The organism is Citrobacter amalonaticus (assembly GCF_037053465.1).
GTDB lineage: Bacteria > Pseudomonadota > Gammaproteobacteria > Enterobacterales > Enterobacteriaceae > Citrobacter_A > Citrobacter_A amalonaticus_H.
The window spans coordinates 432,296-454,165 of record NZ_JBALIF010000001.1 but is presented as its reverse complement, the minus strand read 5'-3'; the positions used below and the strand labels follow the sequence as shown (position 1 = coordinate 454,165).

18 protein-coding genes are annotated in these 21,870 nt (G+C 54.6%); 9 read left to right on the top strand and 9 right to left on the bottom strand.

The window, feature by feature from the left end:
* Window positions 1-75: 75 nt before the first annotated feature.
* The 3 genes from polB to rluA all read left to right on the top strand — a co-directional run bounded on the left by polB (window position 76) and on the right by rluA (window position 6,139).
* Window positions 76-2,427 carry a DNA polymerase II gene (gene polB / locus WB371_RS02110; protein WP_336218469.1) on the top strand — a complete coding sequence of 784 codons (2,352 nt, stop codon included), beginning with the start codon at window positions 76-78 and terminating at the stop codon, window positions 2,425-2,427.
* A gap of 134 nt (window positions 2,428-2,561) precedes the next feature.
* Window positions 2,562-5,468 carry an RNA polymerase-associated protein RapA gene (rapA, locus tag WB371_RS02105; protein ID WP_336218468.1) on the top strand — a complete coding sequence of 969 codons (2,907 nt, stop codon included), beginning with the start codon at window positions 2,562-2,564 and terminating at the stop codon, window positions 5,466-5,468.
* Window positions 5,469-5,479: 11 nt separating this feature from the next.
* Window positions 5,480-6,139 (top strand): bifunctional tRNA pseudouridine(32) synthase/23S rRNA pseudouridine(746) synthase RluA, encoded by a 660-nt coding sequence (gene rluA, locus WB371_RS02100; RefSeq protein ID WP_336218467.1) that lies wholly within the window; start codon window positions 5,480-5,482, stop codon window positions 6,137-6,139.
* Between the two features lie 91 nt (window positions 6,140-6,230).
* Here the strand turns inward: rluA and djlA are convergent, their stop codons facing one another.
* Window positions 6,231-7,049: a co-chaperone DjlA gene (gene djlA / locus WB371_RS02095; RefSeq protein ID WP_336218466.1), complete on the bottom strand. Its 819-nt coding sequence runs from the start codon at window positions 7,047-7,049 to the stop codon at window positions 6,231-6,233.
* A 255-nt stretch (window positions 7,050-7,304) separates the two neighbouring features.
* On the opposite strand from djlA, the gene lptD reads away from it, so the two are divergent.
* From lptD to apaH, 6 genes are read left to right on the top strand one after another with little or no spacing between them, the layout of a single operon-like run.
* Window positions 7,305-9,659 carry an LPS assembly protein LptD gene (gene lptD, locus WB371_RS02090; RefSeq protein WP_336218465.1) on the top strand — a complete coding sequence of 785 codons (2,355 nt, stop codon included), beginning with the start codon at window positions 7,305-7,307 and terminating at the stop codon, window positions 9,657-9,659.
* Between the two features lie 53 nt (window positions 9,660-9,712).
* Window positions 9,713-10,999, top strand: coding sequence for a peptidylprolyl isomerase SurA (gene surA / locus WB371_RS02085; protein WP_336218464.1), 1,287 nt, complete (start codon window positions 9,713-9,715; stop codon window positions 10,997-10,999).
* On the top strand, window positions 10,999-11,988 hold the full coding sequence (gene pdxA, locus WB371_RS02080) for a 4-hydroxythreonine-4-phosphate dehydrogenase PdxA (RefSeq protein WP_336218463.1): 990 nt from the start codon (window positions 10,999-11,001) through the stop codon (window positions 11,986-11,988). Before surA ends, pdxA begins: the two co-directional genes overlap by 1 nt.
* Complete coding sequence (rsmA, locus tag WB371_RS02075) at window positions 11,985-12,806, top strand: 16S rRNA (adenine(1518)-N(6)/adenine(1519)-N(6))-dimethyltransferase RsmA (protein WP_336218462.1); 822 nt, start codon at window positions 11,985-11,987, stop codon at window positions 12,804-12,806. The genes pdxA and rsmA overlap by 4 nt, the downstream gene beginning before the upstream one ends.
* Before the next feature lie 2 nt (window positions 12,807-12,808).
* Window positions 12,809-13,186, top strand: coding sequence for a Co2+/Mg2+ efflux protein ApaG (apaG, locus tag WB371_RS02070; protein WP_336218461.1), 378 nt, complete (start codon window positions 12,809-12,811; stop codon window positions 13,184-13,186).
* A gap of 10 nt (window positions 13,187-13,196) precedes the next feature.
* Entirely contained in the window at window positions 13,197-14,045 is an 849-nt protein-coding gene (gene apaH, locus WB371_RS02065) for a bis(5'-nucleosyl)-tetraphosphatase (symmetrical) ApaH (RefSeq protein ID WP_336218460.1), read from the top strand.
* Window positions 14,046-14,134: 89 nt separating this feature from the next.
* Here the strand turns inward: apaH and folA are convergent, their stop codons facing one another.
* The 8 genes from folA to WB371_RS02025 form a co-directional block, all read right to left on the bottom strand.
* A complete protein-coding gene (gene folA, locus WB371_RS02060) occupies window positions 14,135-14,614 on the bottom strand; it encodes a type 3 dihydrofolate reductase (RefSeq protein WP_000624381.1) in 480 nt (159 codons plus the stop codon).
* Window positions 14,615-14,811: 197 nt separating this feature from the next.
* Window positions 14,812-16,674, bottom strand: coding sequence for a glutathione-regulated potassium-efflux system protein KefC (kefC, locus tag WB371_RS02055; protein WP_336218459.1), 1,863 nt, complete (start codon window positions 16,672-16,674; stop codon window positions 14,812-14,814).
* Window positions 16,667-17,197: a glutathione-regulated potassium-efflux system oxidoreductase KefF gene (gene kefF / locus WB371_RS02050; RefSeq protein WP_336218458.1), complete on the bottom strand. Its 531-nt coding sequence runs from the start codon at window positions 17,195-17,197 to the stop codon at window positions 16,667-16,669. The genes kefC and kefF overlap by 8 nt, the downstream gene beginning before the upstream one ends.
* Before the next feature lie 103 nt (window positions 17,198-17,300).
* Entirely contained in the window at window positions 17,301-17,534 is a 234-nt protein-coding gene (locus WB371_RS02045) for a YgdI/YgdR family lipoprotein (RefSeq protein WP_336218457.1), read from the bottom strand.
* Between the two features lie 102 nt (window positions 17,535-17,636).
* A complete protein-coding gene (locus tag WB371_RS02040; protein WP_336218456.1) occupies window positions 17,637-18,968 on the bottom strand; it encodes an MFS transporter in 1,332 nt (443 codons plus the stop codon).
* Window positions 18,969-19,324: 356 nt separating this feature from the next.
* Window positions 19,325-19,612: a ferredoxin-like protein FixX gene (fixX, locus tag WB371_RS02035; protein WP_336218455.1), complete on the bottom strand. Its 288-nt coding sequence runs from the start codon at window positions 19,610-19,612 to the stop codon at window positions 19,325-19,327.
* Window positions 19,609-20,895: an FAD-dependent oxidoreductase gene (locus WB371_RS02030; protein ID WP_336218454.1), complete on the bottom strand. Its 1,287-nt coding sequence runs from the start codon at window positions 20,893-20,895 to the stop codon at window positions 19,609-19,611. Before WB371_RS02030 ends, fixX begins: the two co-directional genes overlap by 4 nt.
* A 24-nt stretch (window positions 20,896-20,919) precedes the next feature.
* Window positions 20,920-21,861, bottom strand: coding sequence for an electron transfer flavoprotein subunit alpha/FixB family protein (locus tag WB371_RS02025; RefSeq protein WP_336218453.1), 942 nt, complete (start codon window positions 21,859-21,861; stop codon window positions 20,920-20,922).
* Between the last annotated feature and the right edge of the window lie 9 nt (window positions 21,862-21,870).

The following is a 21,870-nucleotide window of genomic DNA, read 5'->3' as shown; positions in this document are numbered from 1 at the left end:
AAGACTGTATAAAACCCCAGCAATACTCTCTAAACCAGGCTATAATCAGGCCTGGTTTTTTCTTGGGATAAAGGTGTGGCGCAGGCAGGTTTTATCTTAACCCGACACTGGCGGGATACCTCGCAGGGAACGGAAGTCTCATTCTGGCTGGCGACAGACAGCGGCCCTTTGCAGGTCACGCTTGCGCCACAGGAGTCCGTGGCGTTTATCCCCACAGCGCAAACGCCGCGCGTCACCTCACTGTTAAGTAATGAGAACGGTTTTCGCCTGACCCCGCTCAACCTCAAAGATTTCCACCGCCAGCCCGTTTCGGGTCTTTACTGTCGCTCGCACCGCCAGTTGATGCGCCTGGAAAAGCTGTTGCGCGAAAATGGCGTGACAGTGTACGAAGGCGATGTCCGCCCGCCCGAACGCTACCTGATGGAGCGCTTTATCACCTCGCCGGTGTGGGTCGAAGGCGAAACACGCGATGGCGCAATCATCAATGCGCGGTTAAAACCTCATCCCGATTATCGCCCGCCGCTCAAATGGCTTTCTCTGGACATCGAAACCACCCGCCACGGCGAGCTGTACTGCATTGGGCTTGAAGGCTGCGGACAGCGCGTGGTGTACATGCTGGGTCCGGAGAATGGCGATGCATCCGCGCTCGATTTCCAGCTTGAGTATGTTAACAGCCGCCCGCAACTGCTGGAAAAGCTCAACGAATGGATTACCCGCCACGATCCTGACGTCATCATCGGCTGGAACCTGGTGCAGTTCGATCTGCGCGTGCTGCAAAAACACGCCGAACGCTACCGCATCCCGCTGCGTTTTGGTCGTGATAACAGTGAGCTGGAATGGCGTGAGCATGGCTTTAAAAACGGTGTTTTTTTCGCTCAGGCGAAAGGACGGCTGATTATCGATGGCATTGAAGCGCTGAAATCCGCCTTCTGGAATTTCTCGTCGTTCTCGCTGGAGACCGTCTCACAGGAGCTGCTGGGGGAAGGTAAATCGATTGATAATCCGTGGGATCGCATGGATGAAATTGACAGACGCTTTGCGCAAGACAAACCTGCGCTTGCCACCTATAACCTGAAAGATTGCGAACTGGTTACGCGGATCTTTCATAAAACCGAGATCATGCCATTTCTGCTGGAACGCGCGACGGTCAATGGGTTACCTGTCGATCGCCACGGCGGATCGGTTGCCGCGTTCGGTCATCTCTATTTTCCGCGTATGCATCGCGCCGGATATGTCGCGCCAAATCTGGGTGAAGTACCGCCGCACGCCAGCCCTGGCGGTTATGTGATGGATTCGCGTCCGGGTTTATATGATTCAGTTCTGGTGCTGGATTATAAAAGCCTCTACCCCTCAATCATTCGCACCTTTTTAATCGATCCGGTGGGTCTGGTGGAGGGGATGGCACAGCCGGATCCTGTGCACAGTACCGAAGGATTTCTCGATGCCTGGTTCTCACGAGAAAAACACTGCCTGCCGGAGATCGTCACGAATATCTGGCATGGACGAGACAACGCCAAACGGCACGGCAACAAACCGCTTTCTCAGGCGCTCAAAATCATCATGAACGCCTTCTACGGCGTACTCGGCACCTCGGCCTGCCGCTTCTTCGATCCGCGACTTGCCTCATCAATCACCATGCGCGGTCACGCGATTATGCGCCAGACCAAAGCGCTGATCGAAGCACAAGGCTATGACGTTATTTACGGCGACACCGACTCGACTTTTGTCTGGCTGAAGCGCGCTCACAGCGAAGAGGAAGCGGCAAAGATCGGACGCGCATTAGTGGAACACGTCAACACCTGGTGGGCGCAATCACTGCAAGCGCAGGATCTCACCAGCGCCCTGGAACTGGAGTTTGAAACCCATTTCTGTCGTTTTCTGATGCCAACAATTCGCGGCGCCGATACGGGCAGCAAAAAACGTTACGCAGGCCTGATTCAGGAAGGTGACAAGCAACGGATGGTGTTTAAAGGCCTGGAAACCGTGCGCACCGACTGGACGCCGCTGGCCCAACAGTTTCAGCAAGAATTGTATCTGCGTATTTTTCGTAACGAACCGTATCAGGATTACGTTCGCGACACCATTGCGCAACTGATGGCCGGGGAGCTGGACGATCGCCTCGTTTATCGCAAGCGCCTGCGCCGCCCGTTGAGTGAGTATCAGCGTAACGTACCACCACACGTGCGCGCGGCGCGCCTCGCTGACGAAGAGAATATGAAGCGAGGACGCCCGGCACAGTATCAGAACCGGGGCACCATTAAATATGTCTGGACCCTGAACGGCCCGGAACCGCTGGATTATCAACATTCCGCCCTGGACTACGAACACTATCTGACGCGCCAGCTCCAGCCCGTCGCGGAAGGAATCCTTCCCTTCATTGATGATAATTTTGCTACACTACTGACGGGCCAATTAGGGTTATTTTGACACGTGACGAATCCGTCGCCATCCATTACCATAGCGCCCTTTCCATTCCTGGACCCCATTTACCTTGCTGCCACTTGTTAACTCTGGCAGTGGGGGGTTATTGCCTGCAATTAAAGATATAGAGCCGAAGATATATGCCTTTTACACTTGGTCAACGCTGGATCAGCGATACAGAAAGCGAACTGGGACTTGGAACCGTCGTCGCAATGGATGCGCGCACCGTCACTTTACTTTTCCCCTCTACCGGTGAAAACCGTCTGTATGCGCGCAGTGACTCCCCCGTGACCCGCGTAATGTTCAATCCTGGCGACACCATTACCAGCCATGAAGGCTGGCAACTGCAAATCGATGAAGTAAAAGAAGAAAACGGTTTGCTTGCCTATATTGGTACACGTCTTGATACCGAAGAAACCGGCGTGACGCTGCGCGAAGTGTTGCTCGACAGCAAGCTGGCATTCAGTAAACCGCAGGATCGTCTGTTTGCCGGTCAGATTGACCGCATGGACCGTTTTGCACTGCGCTACCGGGCGCGTAAATTTCAGAGCGAACAGTACCGTATGCCGTGGAGCGGCCTGCGCGGACAGCGCACCAGCCTGATCCCTCACCAGCTTAATATTGCTCACGATGTGGGCCGACGTCATGCGCCGCGCGTACTGCTGGCTGATGAAGTCGGTCTGGGTAAAACCATTGAAGCGGGGATGATCCTGCATCAACAACTGCTTTCGGGTGCAGCGGAACGCGTGCTGATTATCGTGCCGGAAACCCTGCAGCATCAGTGGCTGGTTGAAATGCTACGCCGCTTCAACCTGCGTTTCTCACTGTTTGACGACGAACGTTACGCCGAAGCCCAGCATGATGCCCTGAACCCGTTTGAAACCGAGCAACTGGTCATCTGTTCACTGGATTTCGCGCGCCGTAATAAACAGCGTCTGGAGCATCTGTGTGATGCACAATGGGACCTGCTGGTTGTCGATGAAGCGCATCACCTGGTCTGGAGCGAAGACGCGCCGAGCCGCGAATATCTGGCAATTGAACAACTGGCCGAACACGTGCCAGGCGTACTGTTGCTGACCGCAACCCCGGAACAACTGGGTATGGAAAGCCACTTTGCGCGTCTGCGTCTGCTGGACCCCAACCGTTTCCACGATTTCGCGCAATTTGTTGAAGAGCAGAAAAACTACCGTCCGGTTGCCGATGCGGTGGCGATGCTGTTGGCGGGGAACAAACTCAGCAACGAAGAGCTCAACATGCTGGGTGAACTGATTGGCGAACAGGACATCGAACCGCTGCTACAAACCGCGAACAGCGATCGCGATGGCGCCCAGAATGCGCGTCAGGAACTGGTTTCCATGCTGATGGACCGTCACGGTACCAGCCGCGTATTGTTCCGTAATACCCGTAATGGCGTTAAAGGTTTCCCGAAACGCGAACTGCACACCATCAAGCTGCCGCTGCCGACCCAGTATCAGACGGCGATTAAAGTGTCCGGCATTATGGGAGCACGCAAAAGCGCGGAAGACAGAGCGCGCGATATGCTCTATCCGGAACAGATTTATCAGGAATTTGAAGGTGAGACCGGCACATGGTGGAACTTCGATCCGCGTGTTGAGTGGCTGATGGGCTACCTGACCAGCCATCGCTCACAGAAAGTTCTGGTGATCTGCGCGAAAGCAACGACCGCTCTGCAACTGGAGCAGGTGTTGCGCGAACGCGAAGGTATTCGCGCCGCCGTATTCCATGAAGGGATGTCGATTATTGAACGCGACCGCGCGGCGGCCTGGTTTGGAGAAGAAGACAGCGGCGCGCAGGTGCTGTTGTGTTCAGAAATCGGCTCAGAAGGGCGTAACTTCCAGTTTGCCAGCAACCTGGTCATGTTTGATCTGCCGTTTAACCCGGACCTGCTGGAGCAACGTATTGGCCGTCTTGACCGTATCGGCCAGGCGCACGATATTCAAATCCACGTCCCTTATTTAGAGAAAACAGCGCAGTCGGTGCTGGTTCGCTGGTATCACGAAGGTCTGGATGCGTTTGAACACACCTGCCCGACCGGTCGCGCCATTTATGACACCGTCTACAGCAACCTGATCAACTATCTGGCGACCCCGGAAGAGACGGACGGTTTTGATGATCTCATTAAAACCTGTCGCGAACAGCATGAAGCGTTAAAAGCGCAACTGGAACAGGGCCGCGACCGCCTGCTGGAGATTCACTCCAACGGCGGAGAAAAAGCGCAGCGACTGGCCGACAGCATTGAAGAGCAGGATGACGATACCAGCCTGATTGCCTTTGCCATGAACCTGTTTGATATCGTCGGCATTAACCAGGACGATCGCGGTGAAAACCTGATCGTGCTGACGCCGTCCGATCATATGCTGGTTCCGGATTTCCCGGGTCTGCCGGAAGATGGTTGCACGATTACTTTTGAGCGTGATGTGGCGCTTTCGCGCGAAGATGCCCAGTTTATTACCTGGGAACACCCGCTGATTCGCAACGGTCTGGATCTGATCCTCTCCGGCGACACCGGCAGTAGCACTATTTCACTGCTGAAGAACAAAGCGTTGCCGGTGGGTACGCTGCTGCTGGAGCTGGTGTATGTGGTGGAAGCGCAGGCGCCGAAGCAACTTCAGCTTAACCGCTTCCTGCCGCCGACGCCGGTCCGTATGCTGCTGGATAAAAACGGTAACAACCTCGCGGCCCAGGTGGAATTTGAAACCTTTAACCGCCAGTTAAGCGCCGTTAACCGCCACACCGGTAGCAAACTGGTCAACGCGGTGCAGCAGGATGTTCATGCGATTTTGCAATTGGGTGAGGCGCAGGTTGAGAAATCGGCTCGCGCATTAATTGACGCCGCGCGAAATGAAGCGGATGAAAAACTGTCTGCTGAACTGTCGCGTCTGGAAGCACTGCGCGCCGTTAACCCGAATATCCGCGATGACGAACTGGCGGCGATTGAGAGCAACCGTCAGCAGGTACTGGAAAGCCTGAACCAGGCGGGATGGCGTCTGGACGCCCTGCGTCTGATCGTCGTTACGCATCAATAACGGAGCCCGAAATGGGAATGGAACACTATAATCCACCGCAGGAGCCCTGGCTGGTTATCCTGTACCAGGATGAACATATCATCGTGGTTAACAAGCCCAGCGGTTTGTTGTCGGTACCGGGCCGTCTTGAGGAACACAAAGACAGCGTGATGACGCGTATTCAGCGCGACTATCCGCAGGCGGAATCGGTGCATCGCCTGGATATGGCCACCAGCGGTGTGATTGTAGTGGCGCTCACCAAAGCCGCAGAACGAGAGTTGAAGCGTCAGTTTCGTGAACGTGAGCCGAAAAAACAGTACGTCGCGCGGGTATGGGGACATCCCGCGCCCGCTGAGGGACTGGTGGATTTACCGCTCATTTGTGACTGGCCGAATCGTCCGAAGCAGAAAGTGTGTCATGAAACCGGCAAAGCGGCGCAGACGGAATATGAGGTCATTGAATTTGCCGCGGATAACACCGCACGCGTGGTGTTAAAGCCGATTACCGGGCGTTCACATCAACTGCGCGTCCATATGCTGGCGACAGGCCACCCGATTCTGGGTGACCGTTTTTATGCGCCGCCGGAAGCGCTGGCGATGGCGCCACGGCTGTTGCTGCATGCCGAAATGTTGACTATCACCCATCCCGCTTACGGTAACAGTATGACCTTTAAAGCCCCGGCGGATTTTTAACAATCTTGCCTGATGGCGCTACGCTTATCAGGCCTACGATTGGGTGTTGTAGGCCGGATAAGACGCTTTGCGTCGCCATCCGGCAACACCATCATTTAAACCCTTTTTGCTCTTTAATTAGCTCGTACGCTTTTTGAATTTCCTGCGCTTTTTGCTTCGCCATTTCCATCATTTCTGGCGGCAGACCTTTTGCGACCAGTTTGTCCGGATGGTGCTCGCTCATCAGCTTACGGTAAGCGCGTTTAATGGTTGTCGCATCATCGCTCTGTTTTACCCCCAGAACATTACAGGCATCTTCCAGCGTTGGGCCACGCTGTGCCTGCTGCCAGGCACCACCGCTGCCGGATTGCTGTTGATAGCCGCCGCCAAACTGCGCGCCCCCTTGCATCATTCGCAAGAACTGGTCGAACTGAGTACGGGAAATCCCCAACTCTTCGGCAATGACATACAGCACTTCACGCTCGTTGGGATGGAGCGAACCATCCGCAAAGGCTGCCTGAATCTGGATCTCCAGAAACATGCGGATGAGATCGAACCGACCAAAGCAGACGCTACGGAATTGACGCATTTTTTCACGCAGCGGGTAATTGTCTGATTTTCCGACGCGGAACGCGTTTTGTGCAGCGGATCGCGATTCGCCATGCAAGTTCATACGGTCCATCAATACATTGGCAACATGGATGTCAGCCTCGGTAACGCGCCCTTTTGATTTCGTTAAGTGCCCCATCACCTCGAAGGTTGTGGCAAAAAACAGAGCCTGACGCTCTCGCTGGTTGGCAAACCATGCCATTTTTCGGCTGCGGGCTTTGTCAAACATATGGCCAATTAACAGCCCCAGAACCACGCCCCAAAAGCCGCCGCCCATGATCAGCGCGACAGCCACACCAATTATTTTTCCCCAGTACTGCATAGACTCCCCAATATTTCCCACGCCCGGTGAGGATACGTCCCACAAAAATAAGCGGCTTTTACCACGCTTACGGCTACGGTCAATTGTGGGACATAGCCTATAATTTGCATTATCATACCTGTCATTCACAGCCGTGACTAACACCACCGACGCTATAGCGGCAGGATTAACACTAGCGCTACGAACATGAGTAAGTTAGGCTGTGGCGGTTTGTCACGCGCGACGCTACTGATGATGGAACAATAAATACAACGTATGAAAAAACGTATTCCCACTCTCCTGGCCACCATGATTGCCACAGCCCTTTACAGTCAACAGGGTCTGGCGGCCAGTCTCGCCTCACAATGTATGTTGGGCGTACCCAGCTATGACCGTCCTCTGGTGCAGGGCGAGACAAATCAACTCCCTGTGACCATTAATGCCGATCACGCAAAAGGGAATTACCCTGATGACGCGGTGTTTACCGGGAATGTGGATATCATGCAGGGGAACAGCCGCCTGCAAGCCGATGAGGTTCAGCTTCATCAGAAAGAGGCGCAGGGTCAGCCTGAGCCCGTCCGTACCGTAGATGCCCTCGGCAACGTCCACTACGACGACAACCAGGTGATCCTGAAAGGGCCGAAGGGCTGGGCAAACCTGAACACCAAAGATACGAATATCTGGGAAGGTGATTACCAGATGGTAGGTCGTCAGGGCCGCGGGAAAGCCGATCTGATGAAACAACGCGGTGAGAACCGCTATACCATTCTTGAAAACGGGAGTTTCACCTCCTGTCTGCCGGGTTCTGACACCTGGAGCGTTGTCGGTAGCGAAGTGATCCATGACCGCGAAGAGCAGGTTGCGGAAATCTGGAATGCCCGCTTTAAGCTGGGTCCGGTTCCGGTCTTTTATAGCCCGTATCTGCAATTACCCGTTGGCGATAAGCGCCGCTCCGGTTTCCTGATCCCTAACGCCAAGTACACGTCAAAGAACTACTTTGAGTTCTATCTGCCGTATTACTGGAACATCGCGCCTAACATGGATGCGACTATTACGCCGCATTACATGCATCGTCGTGGCGGCATCATGTGGGAGAACGAGTTCCGTTATCTGACGCAGGCGGGTGCGGGGCTGATGGAATTTGATTATCTGAATTCCGACCGCGTCTATGACGATGAACATCCGAACGATAGCAATTCACGCCGCTGGTTATTTTACTGGCAACATGCGGGCGTGTTGGATCAGGTGTGGCGCTTCAATGTCGACTACACCAAGGTCAGCGATTCCAGCTACTTTAATGATTTCGATAATAAGTATGGTTCCAGTACCGACGGCTACGCCACGCAGAAATTCAGCGTCGGTTACGCGGTACAGAACTTTGACGCCACGGTTTCAACGAAGCAGTTCCAGGTCTTCAGCGATCAGAATATCAGCAGCTATTCCGCAGAACCGCAGTTAGACGTTAACGTCTACCAGAACGATGTGGGTCCGTTTGATACCCGCATTTATGGTCAGGCCGTGCATTTCGTCAATACCAAGGACAATATGCCGGAAGCAACGCGTCTGCATCTTGAGCCGACCATCAACCTGCCGCTGTCGAACCAGTGGGGCAGTCTGAATACCGAAGCAAAACTACTGGCAACCCATTATCAGCAGACCAATCTGAAATGGTATAACGCCAACAATGCAACAGAACTTGATGATTCAGCCAACCGCGTGATGCCGCAGTTTAAAGTCGACGGGAAGATGGTATTTGAGCGCGACATGAATATGCTCGCGCCAGGTTATACCCAGACGCTGGAACCGCGCGCGCAGTATCTGTATGTGCCATATCGCGATCAGAGCAAGATTTATAACTACGACTCCTCTCTGCTGCAATCGGACTATACCGGTCTGTTCCGCGATCGTACCTACGGCGGCCTGGACCGCATTGCGTCAGCAAACCAGGTTACGACCGGCGTCACATCTCGCGTTTATGATGACGCAGCCGTTGAACGTTTTAACGTTTCTGTAGGTCAAATCTACTATTTCACGGAGTCTCGCACTGGCGATGACAACATCAAATGGGAGAATGATGACAAAACGGGTTCACTGGTGTGGGCGGGCGATACCTACTGGCGAATTTCAGAACGTTGGGGTCTGCGCGGTGGTATTCAGTACGATACCCGACTGGATAGCGTAGCGACCAGCAGCTCCAGTATTGAATACCGTCGAGATGAAGATCGCCTGGTGCAGTTGAACTACCGTTACGCCAGCCCGGAATATATTCAGGCCACGTTGCCGTCGTACTATTCCACCGTTGAGCAGTACAAAAACGGGATCAACCAGGTGGGCGCCGTCGCCAGTTGGCCGATTGCCGACCGCTGGTCCATTGTCGGTGCTTACTACTACGATACCAACGTGAACAAACCCGCCGACCAGATGTTAGGCGTGCAGTACAACTCCTGCTGTTATGCCATTCGCGTCGGTTACGAGCGTAAGCTGAACGGCTGGGAGAGCGAGAAAGAACACGCGATATATGACAACGTGATTGGCTTTAATATCGAACTTCGTGGCCTGAGCTCTAACTACGGCCTCGGCACGAAAGAGATGTTGCGGTCCAACATTTTGCCGTATCAAAGCTCTTTGTGATCTGATTGATTTACCACGTAATCCGCAGTGCGGTTAATTGAAATGGAAAAAGTATGAAGAACTGGAAAACGCTGCTTCTCGGTATCGCCATGATCGCGAATACCAGTTTCGCTGCCCCGCAGGTAGTCGATAAAGTCGCAGCCGTCGTAAATAACGGTGTCGTACTGGAAAGCGATGTAGATGGCCTGATGCAGTCCGTTAAAATGAACGCTAACCAGGCAGGTCAACAACTTCCGGACGACGCCACGCTGCGTCACCAGATCCTGGAACGTCTGATTATGGATCAAATTGTCCTGCAAATGGGTCAGAAAATGGGCGTCAAAATCTCTGACGAACAGCTTGACCAGGCAATTGCCAATATTGCTAAGCAGAACAACATGACGCTCGATCAGATGCGCAGCCGTCTGGCTTACGATGGTCTGAACTATTCGACCTATCGCAACCAGATCCGCAAAGAGATGATCATCTCTGAAGTGCGTAACAACGAAGTGCGCCGCCGCGTGACGATCCTGCCGCAGGAAGTCGATGCGCTGGCGCAGCAGGTTGGCAATCAGAATGATGCCAGCACAGAACTCAACCTGAGTCACATCCTGATCCCGCTGCCGGAAAACCCAACCTCTGACCAGGTGAACGAAGCGGAAACCCAGGCCCGTTCTATCGTCGATCAAGCCCGTAAAGGCAGCGACTTCGGTAAGCTGGCGATTACCTACTCTGCTGATCAGCAGGCGCTGAAAGGCGGTCAAATGGGCTGGGGTCGTATTCAGGAACTGCCTGGCATCTTTGCCCAGGCCCTGAGCACCGCGAAAAAAGGCGACATTGTCGGTCCTGTTCGTTCCGGTGTTGGCTTCCATATCCTGAAAGTGAACGATATGCGTGGTCAGAGCCAGAATATTTCGGTCACCGAAGTTCACGCTCGCCACATCCTGCTGAAACCGTCGCCGATCATGACCGATGAGCAGGCGCGTCAGAAGCTTGAACAGATTGCAGCGGATATTAAGAGTGGCAAAACCACCTTTGCTGCCGCAGCGAAAGAGTTCTCTCAGGATCCGGGTTCTGCCAACCAGGGCGGCGATCTGGGTTGGGCCGCAGCAGACATTTTCGATCCGGCGTTCCGCGATGCATTAACCCGCATGAGCAAAGGCCAGTTGAGCGCCCCGGTACACTCTTCCTTCGGTTGGCATCTGATCGAACTGCTGGACACGCGTAACGTGGATAAAACCGATGCGGCCCAGAAAGACAGAGCTTACCGTATGCTGATGAACCGTAAGTTCTCGGAAGAAGCGGCAACCTGGATGCAGGAACAACGCGCCAGCGCTTACGTTAAAATCCTGAGCAATTAATGACGGTTACCCAACGCGTTGTGATCACTCCCGGCGAACCCGCCGGGATTGGTCCGGATCTCGTCATCGAGCTTGCCCAGCGCGACTGGCCGGTTGAACTGGTCGTCTGTGCTGACGCTACGTTATTAACAGAGCGGGCAGCGATGCTCGGTCTCCCCCTCACACTGCTCCCTTACACGCCACAACACCCTGCAATGCCGCAAGCCGCCGGAACGCTGACGCTGCTGCCGGTTACGTTACGCGCCCCTGCCGCTCCCGGTCAGCTTGCTGTAGAAAACGGTGAATATGTGGTGCAAACGCTGGCGCGCGCCTGCGACGGTTGTCTGAACAATGAGTTCGCCGCATTGATTACCGGTCCTGTGCACAAAGGCGTGATCAATGACGCAGGCGTGCCCTTCACCGGTCACACAGAGTTTTTTGAAGCGCGCGCGCAGGCAAAAAAAGTGGTGATGATGCTGGCAACCGAGGAGTTGCGTGTGGCGCTGGCGACCACACATCTGCCACTGCGTGACATCGCGGATGCGATTACCCCTGCACTGCTGCATGAAGTGATCGGTATCCTGCATCACGATCTGCGTACCAAATTTGGGATCGTCGAGCCGCGTGTGCTGGTCTGTGGTCTGAACCCGCACGCAGGGGAAGGGGGTCACATGGGCACCGAGGAGATTGATACGATCATTCCGGTGCTCGATACACTACGTGCGCAGGGGATGCAATTAATCGGCCCGCTACCGGCTGACACCCTGTTTCAGCCTAAATACCTGCAACAGGCGGACGCCGTGCTGGCGATGTACCACGATCAGGGCCTCCCCGTGCTAAAATACCAGGGATTTGGTCGCGGTGTGAATATCACGCTGGGCCTGCCCTTTATTCGTACTTCGGTCGATCACGGTACTGCTCTTGAACTGGCAGGCCGAGGAGAAGCCGATGTCGGCAGTTTTATTACGGCGCTTAATCTCGCCATCAAAATGATTGTTAATACCCAATGAATAATCGAGTCCATCAGGGCCACTTAGCCCGTAAACGCTTCGGGCAAAACTTTCTCAACGATCAGTTTGTGATCGACAGCATCGTCTCTGCCATTAACCCGCAGAAAGGTCAGGCAATGGTCGAAATCGGCCCAGGTCTGGCAGCATTGACGGAACCGGTAGGCGAACGCCTGGACGCGCTAACGGTCATTGAACTTGACCGCGATCTGGCTGCGCGTCTGCAAACGCATCCCTTCCTGGGGCCAAAGCTGACCATTTATCAGCAGGATGCTATGACCATGAATTTCGGCGAATTGTCGGAAAAGATGGGGCAACCGCTGCGCGTGTTCGGTAACCTGCCGTATAACATTTCTACACCGCTGATGTTCCACCTGTTTAGCTATACTGATGCCATTGCCGATATGCACTTTATGTTGCAAAAAGAGGTGGTTAATCGTCTGGTTGCAGGCCCCAACAGTAAAGCGTATGGTCGATTAAGTGTGATGGCGCAATATTATTGCAACGTGATCCCGGTGCTTGAAGTCCCGCCGACGGCCTTCACGCCGCCGCCAAAAGTGGATTCTGCCGTCGTGCGCCTGGTTCCACACAAAGTAATGCCGTATCCCGTGAAGGATATTCGTGTGTTGAGCCGTATCACCACAGAAGCATTCAACCAGCGTCGTAAAACGATTCGTAATAGTCTCGGCAATCTGTTCAGCGTTGAGGTTCTGATGGAACTGGGTATTGACCCGGCAATGCGAGCGGAAAATATCTCTGTCGCGCAGTACTGCCAGATGGCGAACTATCTGTCAGAAAACGCGCCATCAAAGGAGAGCTAAGTATGATCAATTCGCCCCGAGTGTGTGTTCAGGTACAAAGCGTCTACATTGAAGCGCAATCCTCACCTGAAGATGAACGTTACGTTTTTGCCTATACCGTAACTATCCGCAATTTGGGGCGAGCGCCAGTGCAGTTACTGGGACGCTACTGGCTGATTACCAATGGTCATGGCCGAGAAACCGAAGTCCAGGGCGAAGGTGTGGTTGGCGTGCAGCCGCACATTGCCCCTGGCGAAGAGTATCAGTACACCAGCGGAGCGGTTATTGAAACACCGCTGGGCACCATGCAGGGTCACTACGAAATGATTGATGAGAATGGCGTCGCCTTTACCATCGACATTCCGGTTTTCCGACTCGCCGTCTCCACTCTTATTCATTAAAACAATAGCTATGGCAACATACCTTATTGGCGACGTTCATGGTTGCTACGATGAACTGATCGCATTGCTACATCAGGTTAATTTTAACGCCGAAAACGATACCCTCTGGCTTACCGGTGACCTGGTCGCCCGTGGTCCTGGCTCTCTTGACGTGCTGCGCTATGTGAAATCTCTGGGCGACTGCGTGCGCCTGGTGCTTGGTAATCACGATCTGCATCTGCTGGCGGTGTTTGCCGGTATCAGCCGTAATAAACCGAAAGACCGGCTGAGTCCGTTGCTGGAGGCGCCAGACGCTGACGAACTGCTCAACTGGCTGCGTCGTCAGCCGCTACTGCAGGTTGATGAAGAGAAGAAGCTGGTGATGGCACATGCGGGAATTACGCCGCAGTGGGATCTGCAAACCGCCCAGGAGTGCGCACGCGATGTTGAAGCGGTGCTGTCGAGCGACTCTTATCCTTTCTTCCTCGATGCTATGTACGGTGATATGCCCAATAACTGGTCGCCAGAACTGACCGGGCTGGCACGCCTGCGTTTTATTACCAACGCCTTTACCCGGATGCGTTACTGCTTCCCGAACGGCCAACTGGATATGTACAGCAAAGAGTCCCCGGAGGATGCGCCTGCGCCGTTGAAGCCCTGGTTTGCCATTCCAGGCCCGGTCAGTGAAGCGTATAGCATCGTGTTTGGTCACTGGGCATCGCTGGAAGGGAAAGGTACGCCGGAAGGAATTTATGCGCTGGATACGGGTTGCTGCTGGGGCGGGGCGTTAACCTGCTTGCGGTGGGAAGATAAGCAGTATTTTATCCAACCGTCGAACCGTCAGATAGATTTAGGTGAAGGCGAAGCGGTTAACGCGTAATCTTTTCGCCGGATGGCGCTGCGCTTATCCGGCCTACGTTGGTTTTGGAGGCCTGATAAAGCGTTACGCCGCCATCAGGCACTCATCGCTTAGCGACGCTCCAGAATTTCGAAGCAATAGCTGTGCGAGTTCTGCGCATCAGCGTCGTGAAACTCGCTGAACACCGATTCCCAGTCATCTGGCTCATAGTCAGGGAAATGCGTATCCCCTTCCACTTCGGCATCGATGTGCGTCAGATACAGTTTCTGCGCTTTTGGCAGGAACTGCTCATACACACGTCCGCCGCCGATGACCATGATTTCAGGCACATCGCCACAGGCCGCTATCGCCTCGTCGACAGATTTCACCCACTGTACGCGATCGTCGGTGCCTGGCTGGCTGCTGATCACGATGTTTTTACGCCCCGGCAGCGGGCGACCAATGGATTCCCAGGTATGGCGCCCCATCACGACAGGCTTATTTAACGTATTACGTTTAAACCAGGCGAGATCGGCAGGCAGATTCCACGGCATGGCATTTTCCATACCAATAACGCGATCTACCGCTAACGCAGCAATCAGACTGATCATTGAATATTTCCCGGATACAAAAAAATTGTCGCCACTATACGGAAAGAGCAATCTTTCGTCGACTGACGAAAAGAGGATGAGCACGAAAATTTTCCGTTCTGCTGGCGAGTCCACGTCTTCCTCCTGGACTCCCGGCGTTACAGTTGTGCAAAAACAACCCGTTAGCAGTAAAGTTTGCAGTACATCACATTTTTTACCTATGCTGACGGTTTGGCGTCCGGCTCATCGGTCACGTCGCCCGTGTGCTTGCCTTCTTCCGTCCCCTGCCAGCCATGACGCTGAATTAACGACAGATGTTCACGGTCTTCGGTGATGATTTCACTCAACATCGCGCTGGTGCGTTTATACACCGCCGCACGGGAGGTTGCATCGTTCTCGCCCCTCGCCATCTCTTCCACCATCTGGGTATTAAAGCGACGGAACAGATCGGCACGCTCGCGGGCTTCATAGCGTCCAAGTCCGAGACTTTCGAGGGCCAGACGCCCGGTTTTCAACGCGCCTTCAAACGTTTCACGTTCCGGATGTTCTACCCCCGCCTGACGCAGACGAATGTAATGATCAACATCCCGCGCACGGGCAATGATTTGCAGGTTCGGAAAATGATCTTTCACCATTTCCGTCAGATCCAGGCTGGTATGCGGGTCATCGATGGCGTTGATCAGCACTTCGGCTTTCGCCGCCCCGGCAGATTCCAGCAGATCCATTCGCGTCGCATCCCCGTAAAACACCTTCATCCCAAATTTGCGCAGCGTCTCGATGTGGTCCGGATCGTGATCGAGAACCACCATTTTCACGCCGCTCGATAACAGTAAACGCCCGGTGATCTGCCCGAAGCGACCAAACCCGGCAATGATCACCCGCGGTTGCTCTTCATCAATCTCATCCGCTTCTCGCGCTTCACCGGTCGCCGATTTCTCCAGGCGAGTCAGGATCACCAGCAAAATCGGCGTCGCCGCCATCGACAGAGCCACCGCCAGCGTCAACGACTTTGCCCATTCCGGATCGAGCACATTGGCCATTTGCGCCGCGCCGAAGACCACAAACGCGAACTCACTCCCCTGCCCCAGCAGTACCGCAAACCAGCGACGCTGTTTATTCGGCACCTGTAAAGGACGAGCAATCAGCCACAGCATCCCGGTTTTAATAACCAGAAAGCCCAGCAGCAAAATGACGATTCGCAAGGGATTATCGATAAGCGTACCGAAGTCGATAGACATCCCAACGCCGATGAAAAACAGCCCCAGGAGCAGGCCTTTGAACGGCTCAATGTCGCTTTCCAGCGCGTGACGATACTCTGAACTTGCCAGTAATACCCCCGCCAGGAACGCCCCCATCGCCATTGATAAACCGACCTCTTCAAGCAGCAGCCCAAAACCAAACACCAGAAACAGCGCCACGGCGCTGAACACTTCGCGTAAGCCCGAGCGCGCCACAAAACGCAGTGCCGGACGGGTCACATAGCGACCCAGCAGGACCACCAGCACCAGCGCGCCAGCCACTTTCAACGCCGACAGCGCAAACGCCCCCAGCGTCGTGGATGCCCCGCTCGCCGCCAGCAGAGGGATCATCGCCACCAGCGGAATTGCCGCGATATCCTGGAACAACAGCACAGCAAAGGCGCTACGCCCCATCTGCGACACGGTCAGGTTGCGCTCATTCATTGCCTGCATGGCAATCGCCGTGGAGGAGAGCGCCAGCGTCATACCAATCAGTTCCGCGACCTGCCAGCGCAGGCCGAGGAACATACAAAACAGGCCAATCAGACTGCCGCAGACCACCATCTGCAACGCGCCACCGCCAAACACTGAGGCGCGCAGTTTCCACAGCCGCTGCGGATCCAGTTCAAGGCCAATAACAAACAGCATCAGCACCACACCGATTTCGGCAAAGTGCAGAATAGATTCAGCGTCGGTCACCAGACGCAATCCCCATGGCCCGATAATGCATCCGGCAATGAGGTAACCCAGCACGGATCCCAGCCCCAGCCGAACGGCAATCGGCACAATCAACGCCGCAGACCCCAGATAAATCAGCGCCTGTATCAGCGTATGGCTATCCATTGTGCGTCTCCTGCCATTCCATCAGTCGTTGCTTGTAGTGACGCGCCTGTGCCTGGAGCGTTTCGTCATCGCAAATAAAGGTACAGTGCATCGCAAACGGCGGCAGCCAGTTGAGACCACAGTAAAGCGCCGTGGCCTGAAGCGGTTGTGAAAGCACGTCAAAACCCGGATGTGCGCCGATGTCGAAATGGCTTTCCCCCCCGCCGGTGGTTACCGCCCACATGAGCTGTTTACCACGCAGGGCAGTTCCGCCGTGACCATAGGCCCAGCCATGGGAAAGGACTTTATCCATCCACAATTTGAGTAAAGGGGGAACGCTGTACCACTGCATGGGATGCTGCCAGATAATCAGATCAGCACGCGAAAGCGCCTCTTGTTCTGCAGCGATATCGATATTGAAGTCAGGATAGAGTTGATAGAGCGAACGGATTTCTACGCCTTCCAGCGTCCTTGCCTGCTCAAGCATCCGTTTATTCGCATGCGAATGCTGCGGATAAGGATGCGCATAAATAATAAGGATCATGATTAGCCTGTTATTTTACTGCTCTGTTTTATAAAAGAGTGTAGTCAGTAATCTAACAGGCTAATAGTGAATATTATTGAGTGTATGAATAGAGAAAATTGAACTAGTTATCCAGTTCGCTCATGTTTTTCACCTGGTCGCGGTTAATTTGCTCTGTCTGACCCGTTTCCGCATTTTTGTAGGAGACCAGACTGGTATCGTCATCTACCTGCGGCTTACCGTCGGTCACGATGGTCCTGCCATCCGTCGTGCGGACGGCCTGATTAGAGGAGCAACCCGCAACGGTGAAGAGAGTGGCTGTGGCAAAAATAGACGCGATTAACAGTTTCTTTTGCATGGTGTTCTCCCTGCTTTTCAGTCGTTTTCAGTGATAGACACGTTAACTGTAGACTAACTGACTGACTGCGAAGGAAAATACAGAACACTCTGAACGGCGAACTCAACACAACGGCTTCCTGCGAATCGTCATACTGCTGGTCTGGGTCAGCGTTAAGCCACGCGTTTCCGGCGCGAAAGCAATAGACACCAGCAGCCCGACCAATGAGATCCCCGCCCCCATCAACATGACATGATTGATGCCATATTGGGTAATGAAGATCGGCAGCGCCCAGGTGGAGAGGATAGTACCGATGCGGCTTAAAGACATGATCACACCAACGGCAGAGGCACGAATGTCCGTTGGGAACAGTTCGTTCGGATAGAGCCATTGCAGGTTACCCGGCCCGCCGGAAAAAAACGCGTACACCGCGAATGCCGTCACCACCAGCCAGATGCCCATTTCCGGGATTAGCCCCAGCACCGCCAGCGCCAGCGTCATCATTACAAAACTGCCAATCAACAGTGGCCGCCGTCCCGCGCTGTTCAGCCAGAACATTGGCGGAATACAGCCCAACATAAAGAACAGGCTGATCACCACATTTCCCAGCGCTGCACTTTTCCCGGCACCCAGTCCCAACAGGCCGACAATCTGCGGCCCGAAGGTGTAAATGGCAAACATCGGAATCACCTGACAGGTCCAGATGGCGGCGACGAACAGGACAAACGGAAAGTGGCGACGATTAAACAACTGTAAAAAACGCGTCTCCTGCGCCGGTTCTTCATCGAACGCCACCGGCTCGCCAAACAGCTTAATCATCATCTCTTCACACTCTTTCACCCGGCCTTTACGCAACAGCCAGCGCGGTGATTCAGGTAAATCAAAGCGGCCAATCAGGATCAAAAGACAGGGAATAGCCGCACTGCCCAGCATCCAGCGCCAGCCGCCCTCAACGTCATACAGCCAGTAACCGACCAGATCGGCGCAGGTCGCGCCGACGTACCACATCGCCGCAATAAAGCTTATTGAAAAGGCGCGCTGGCGGGTGCTGGAAAACTCAGTGATCATTGAGGTGGCAATGGGGTAATCCGCGCCAATGACCACGCCAATCAGCACACGCATTACCAGCAGTTCAACGGGTGAAGAGACAAACATGGTCGCTATCGAAATCACCCCAATGGCGATGATATCGATGAGAAACATTTTGCGCCGTCCCACTTTGTCCGAGATATAGCCAAACAAAGAGGTGCCGACAAACAGACCCGCCAGCGTGCCCGCCCCCAGCAGTCCTATCCAGTCGGCATCCAGTTGCAGCGCGGGTGTGAGTTGTTCCAGCGCGACGCCAATCATTACCAGCACATAACCGTCCAGAAATGGCCCGCCGCTTCCCCACAGCATGATCCTGCGGTGAATAGAGGAGAACTGCATGTCATCAAAGTTTCTGGGCTGTTGCATGACGATGTCCTGTTTGATTTACCTTTATGCCTGATGGCGCGATGCTTATCAGGCCTACATACGTTGCCTCCAGGCCTGCGTACGTTACCTTTGCTCCTGCGTAGGCCGGATAAGGCGCAGCCGTCATCCGCCTACCGCCTGATGGCGCGATGCTTATCAGGCCTACGTACTTTGCCTCCAGGCCTGCGTACGTTACCTTCGGTCCTGCGTAGGCCGGATAAGGCGTAACCGTCATCCGCCTACCGCCTGATGGCGCGATGCTTATCAGGCCTACATACGTTGCCTCCAGGCCTGCGTACGTTACCTTTGGTCCCTGCGTAGGCCGGATAAGGCGCAGCCGTCATCCGGCAGCAGGTTTAGCCATAACGAAATTCCACACCAAAGGTGCCGCGCGGGTACTCCCATTTCTCCAGCGCCGTATCGAGTCCCAGGATCCGACAGGTTCCGCACTCCAGACATCCGGCGTAATCAAAGCGCACGCTGCCGTCATCCTGCTTTTTGTACAGTCCGGCAGGACACGCTTTAATCAGTACCTCCAGCACCTGCTTATCCGGTGCGGTTTTCAAAATGATGTGCGGATTCTCTTCATCGACATTGAATTTGTTAACGCCCAGTTTGACGTCCACATTGACGGTAGAAGTCATAATACGGTCACTCCTTTAATGCCATCTTTCATCAGATTGATAAAACCCACCTTCTTCGCGTGGCGCAGAATTTTCTTACGCACAGGAACCGGTGCGCTGCCATCGACGGTAAAAAGATCGCGCGCGATCCCAACCACCATTTCCGGGTAGCGGGTAAACATGCGAGGGTTATCGAGAAACGCTGGCAGTCGTTGATACATGCGCATATCCCGCATCGGGCCGTCGTCCAGGTGTTGGCGATACTCCGCCAGCCCCTGACGGCTGAAGTCGTTGCGTTGCATGGCAGAGAGCACCGTTTTCGCCGCCGCTTCACCTGCGGCCACCGCGAGATCCATTCCGCGAATGGTAAAACCGAGGTTCATACACATCCCCGCGGCGTCACCGGCAATCAGAACCCCGTCGCCCACCAGCTCAGGCTGCATGTTCATCCCGGCTTCCGGAACGACGTGCGCGGCGTACTCCACCAATTTGCCGCCCGCAATCAGCGGCGCGACGGCCGGATGCTGTTTAAAATCCTCCAGCATTTGCGGAACCGATTTTTTCGCCTCTTGCAGATGATGAAGACCGCACACCAGCCCCAGTGACAGTGTATTTTCATTGGTATACAGGAAGCCGCCGCCCATCAGACCATCTGTCGGTGAACCGGCGAACAGACAGGCTGCTCCTTCGTTTCCCTGCAACTGGAAACGATCCTCAATCACCGACTTCGGCAGTTCGATCAGCTCTTTGACACCCACTGCCACATGCGCGGCCTGCACGCGTTTCGCCATCCCCAGTTTTTCGGCCAGCAGAGAGTTGACGCCACCGGCGAGGATCACCACTTTCGATTCGATGATGTCACCGTCGGCTTCCACGCCAACAACCTTGCCCTCTCGCTGGACAATGTTATCCACGCGGATCCCGGTGATAAGCTGCGCCCCGGCTTCTTCCGCCTGCTCCATCAGCCAGGCGTCGAATTTGCTGCGCAATACCGAATAAGAGACCTGCGAAGGACCAGCCTGTTCGCCGTTGAGATAGTCCATCGTCATCGCCCCGTTTTCGGTCATAAAGGCGAGCTTTTCATGGGTAATAACGCGTTCAACAGGCGCCTGCTCAGCAAAGCCCGGAATAATGCGCTCCAGGCTGTGGGCGTAAATACGCCCACCGGTGACATTCTTCGCGCCAGCGGAATTTCCGCGTTCAATTACCAGCACCTGCGCCCCTTCACGAGCGAGCACCAGCGCTGCGACGGATCCCGCAAGCCCAGCCCCGACGATGATGGCATCAAAGATATCTTCGGACATACATACTCCCTGCCAGGTAATGGGTTAGCGCGCCAGTGTGGTCGTCAGCGCAGGAAGGATCTTCAGCGCATCACCGACAATGCCGTAATCCGCGTACTGGAAGATCGGCGCATTTTTATCTTTGTTGATGGCAAAAATGGTCTGCGCACCGTTTGCCCCGACCATATGCTGGATCTGCCCGGAGATACCTACCGCCAGATACAGTTCCGGTTTGAGCATCAGGTTCGAGATCCCGACGTAGCGCTCATGCTCCATCCACTTCTCGTTTTCAGCCACCGGACGAGAGCAGGCCAGTTCTGCGCCAATGGCCTGACACAGAGCCTCCGCCAGCGAGATGTTCTCTTTGCTGCCGATACCGCGACCCACACTGACCACCAGACGGGCTTTGTCGAGATCAACGCTGTTGCTCTGACGCGCCTGAGTCGCTGTGCGTGTAACGGAGATTGCCGGCGCCTGCCAGGCCACGGTGTGTGTCTCAGCGCTGCGTGAACTATCCGGCGGTAACGCCTCAAAGGTGCCGCTGCTCAATGTCAGTACGGCAAACGACGAACGAATAGTCTCTTCGCCGATGGCCAGACCGCCATACACCATGTGTTTGACCGTTGCACGTCCGTCCTGCGAAGTGATGCCGCTGACGTCATTAGAGACCGCAGCCCCCAGGCGATAGCCCAGTTTTGCCGCCAACAGTTTGCCACGACGCGTGCCAGGCAACAGCACCAGACCAGAATCTGCGTGTTGACGAATCGTCTGCGCCATCGCATCCGCATACTCTTCCACCATGCGATCGTCAGGTTTGCCGCTTAATTGCCATATGTGATTCGCGCCCAACTGAATCGCCGCGGTGGCCTCGTCGGCGCTTTGTACAAACGCATTAACCTGTTCACCTAAACTCTGCGCGCCGCCCATCAGTTCCGGCAGGCGAGATGCGGTATCGCTGAATACCCAGACGCTGGAAAACTTGCTCATAACATCCCC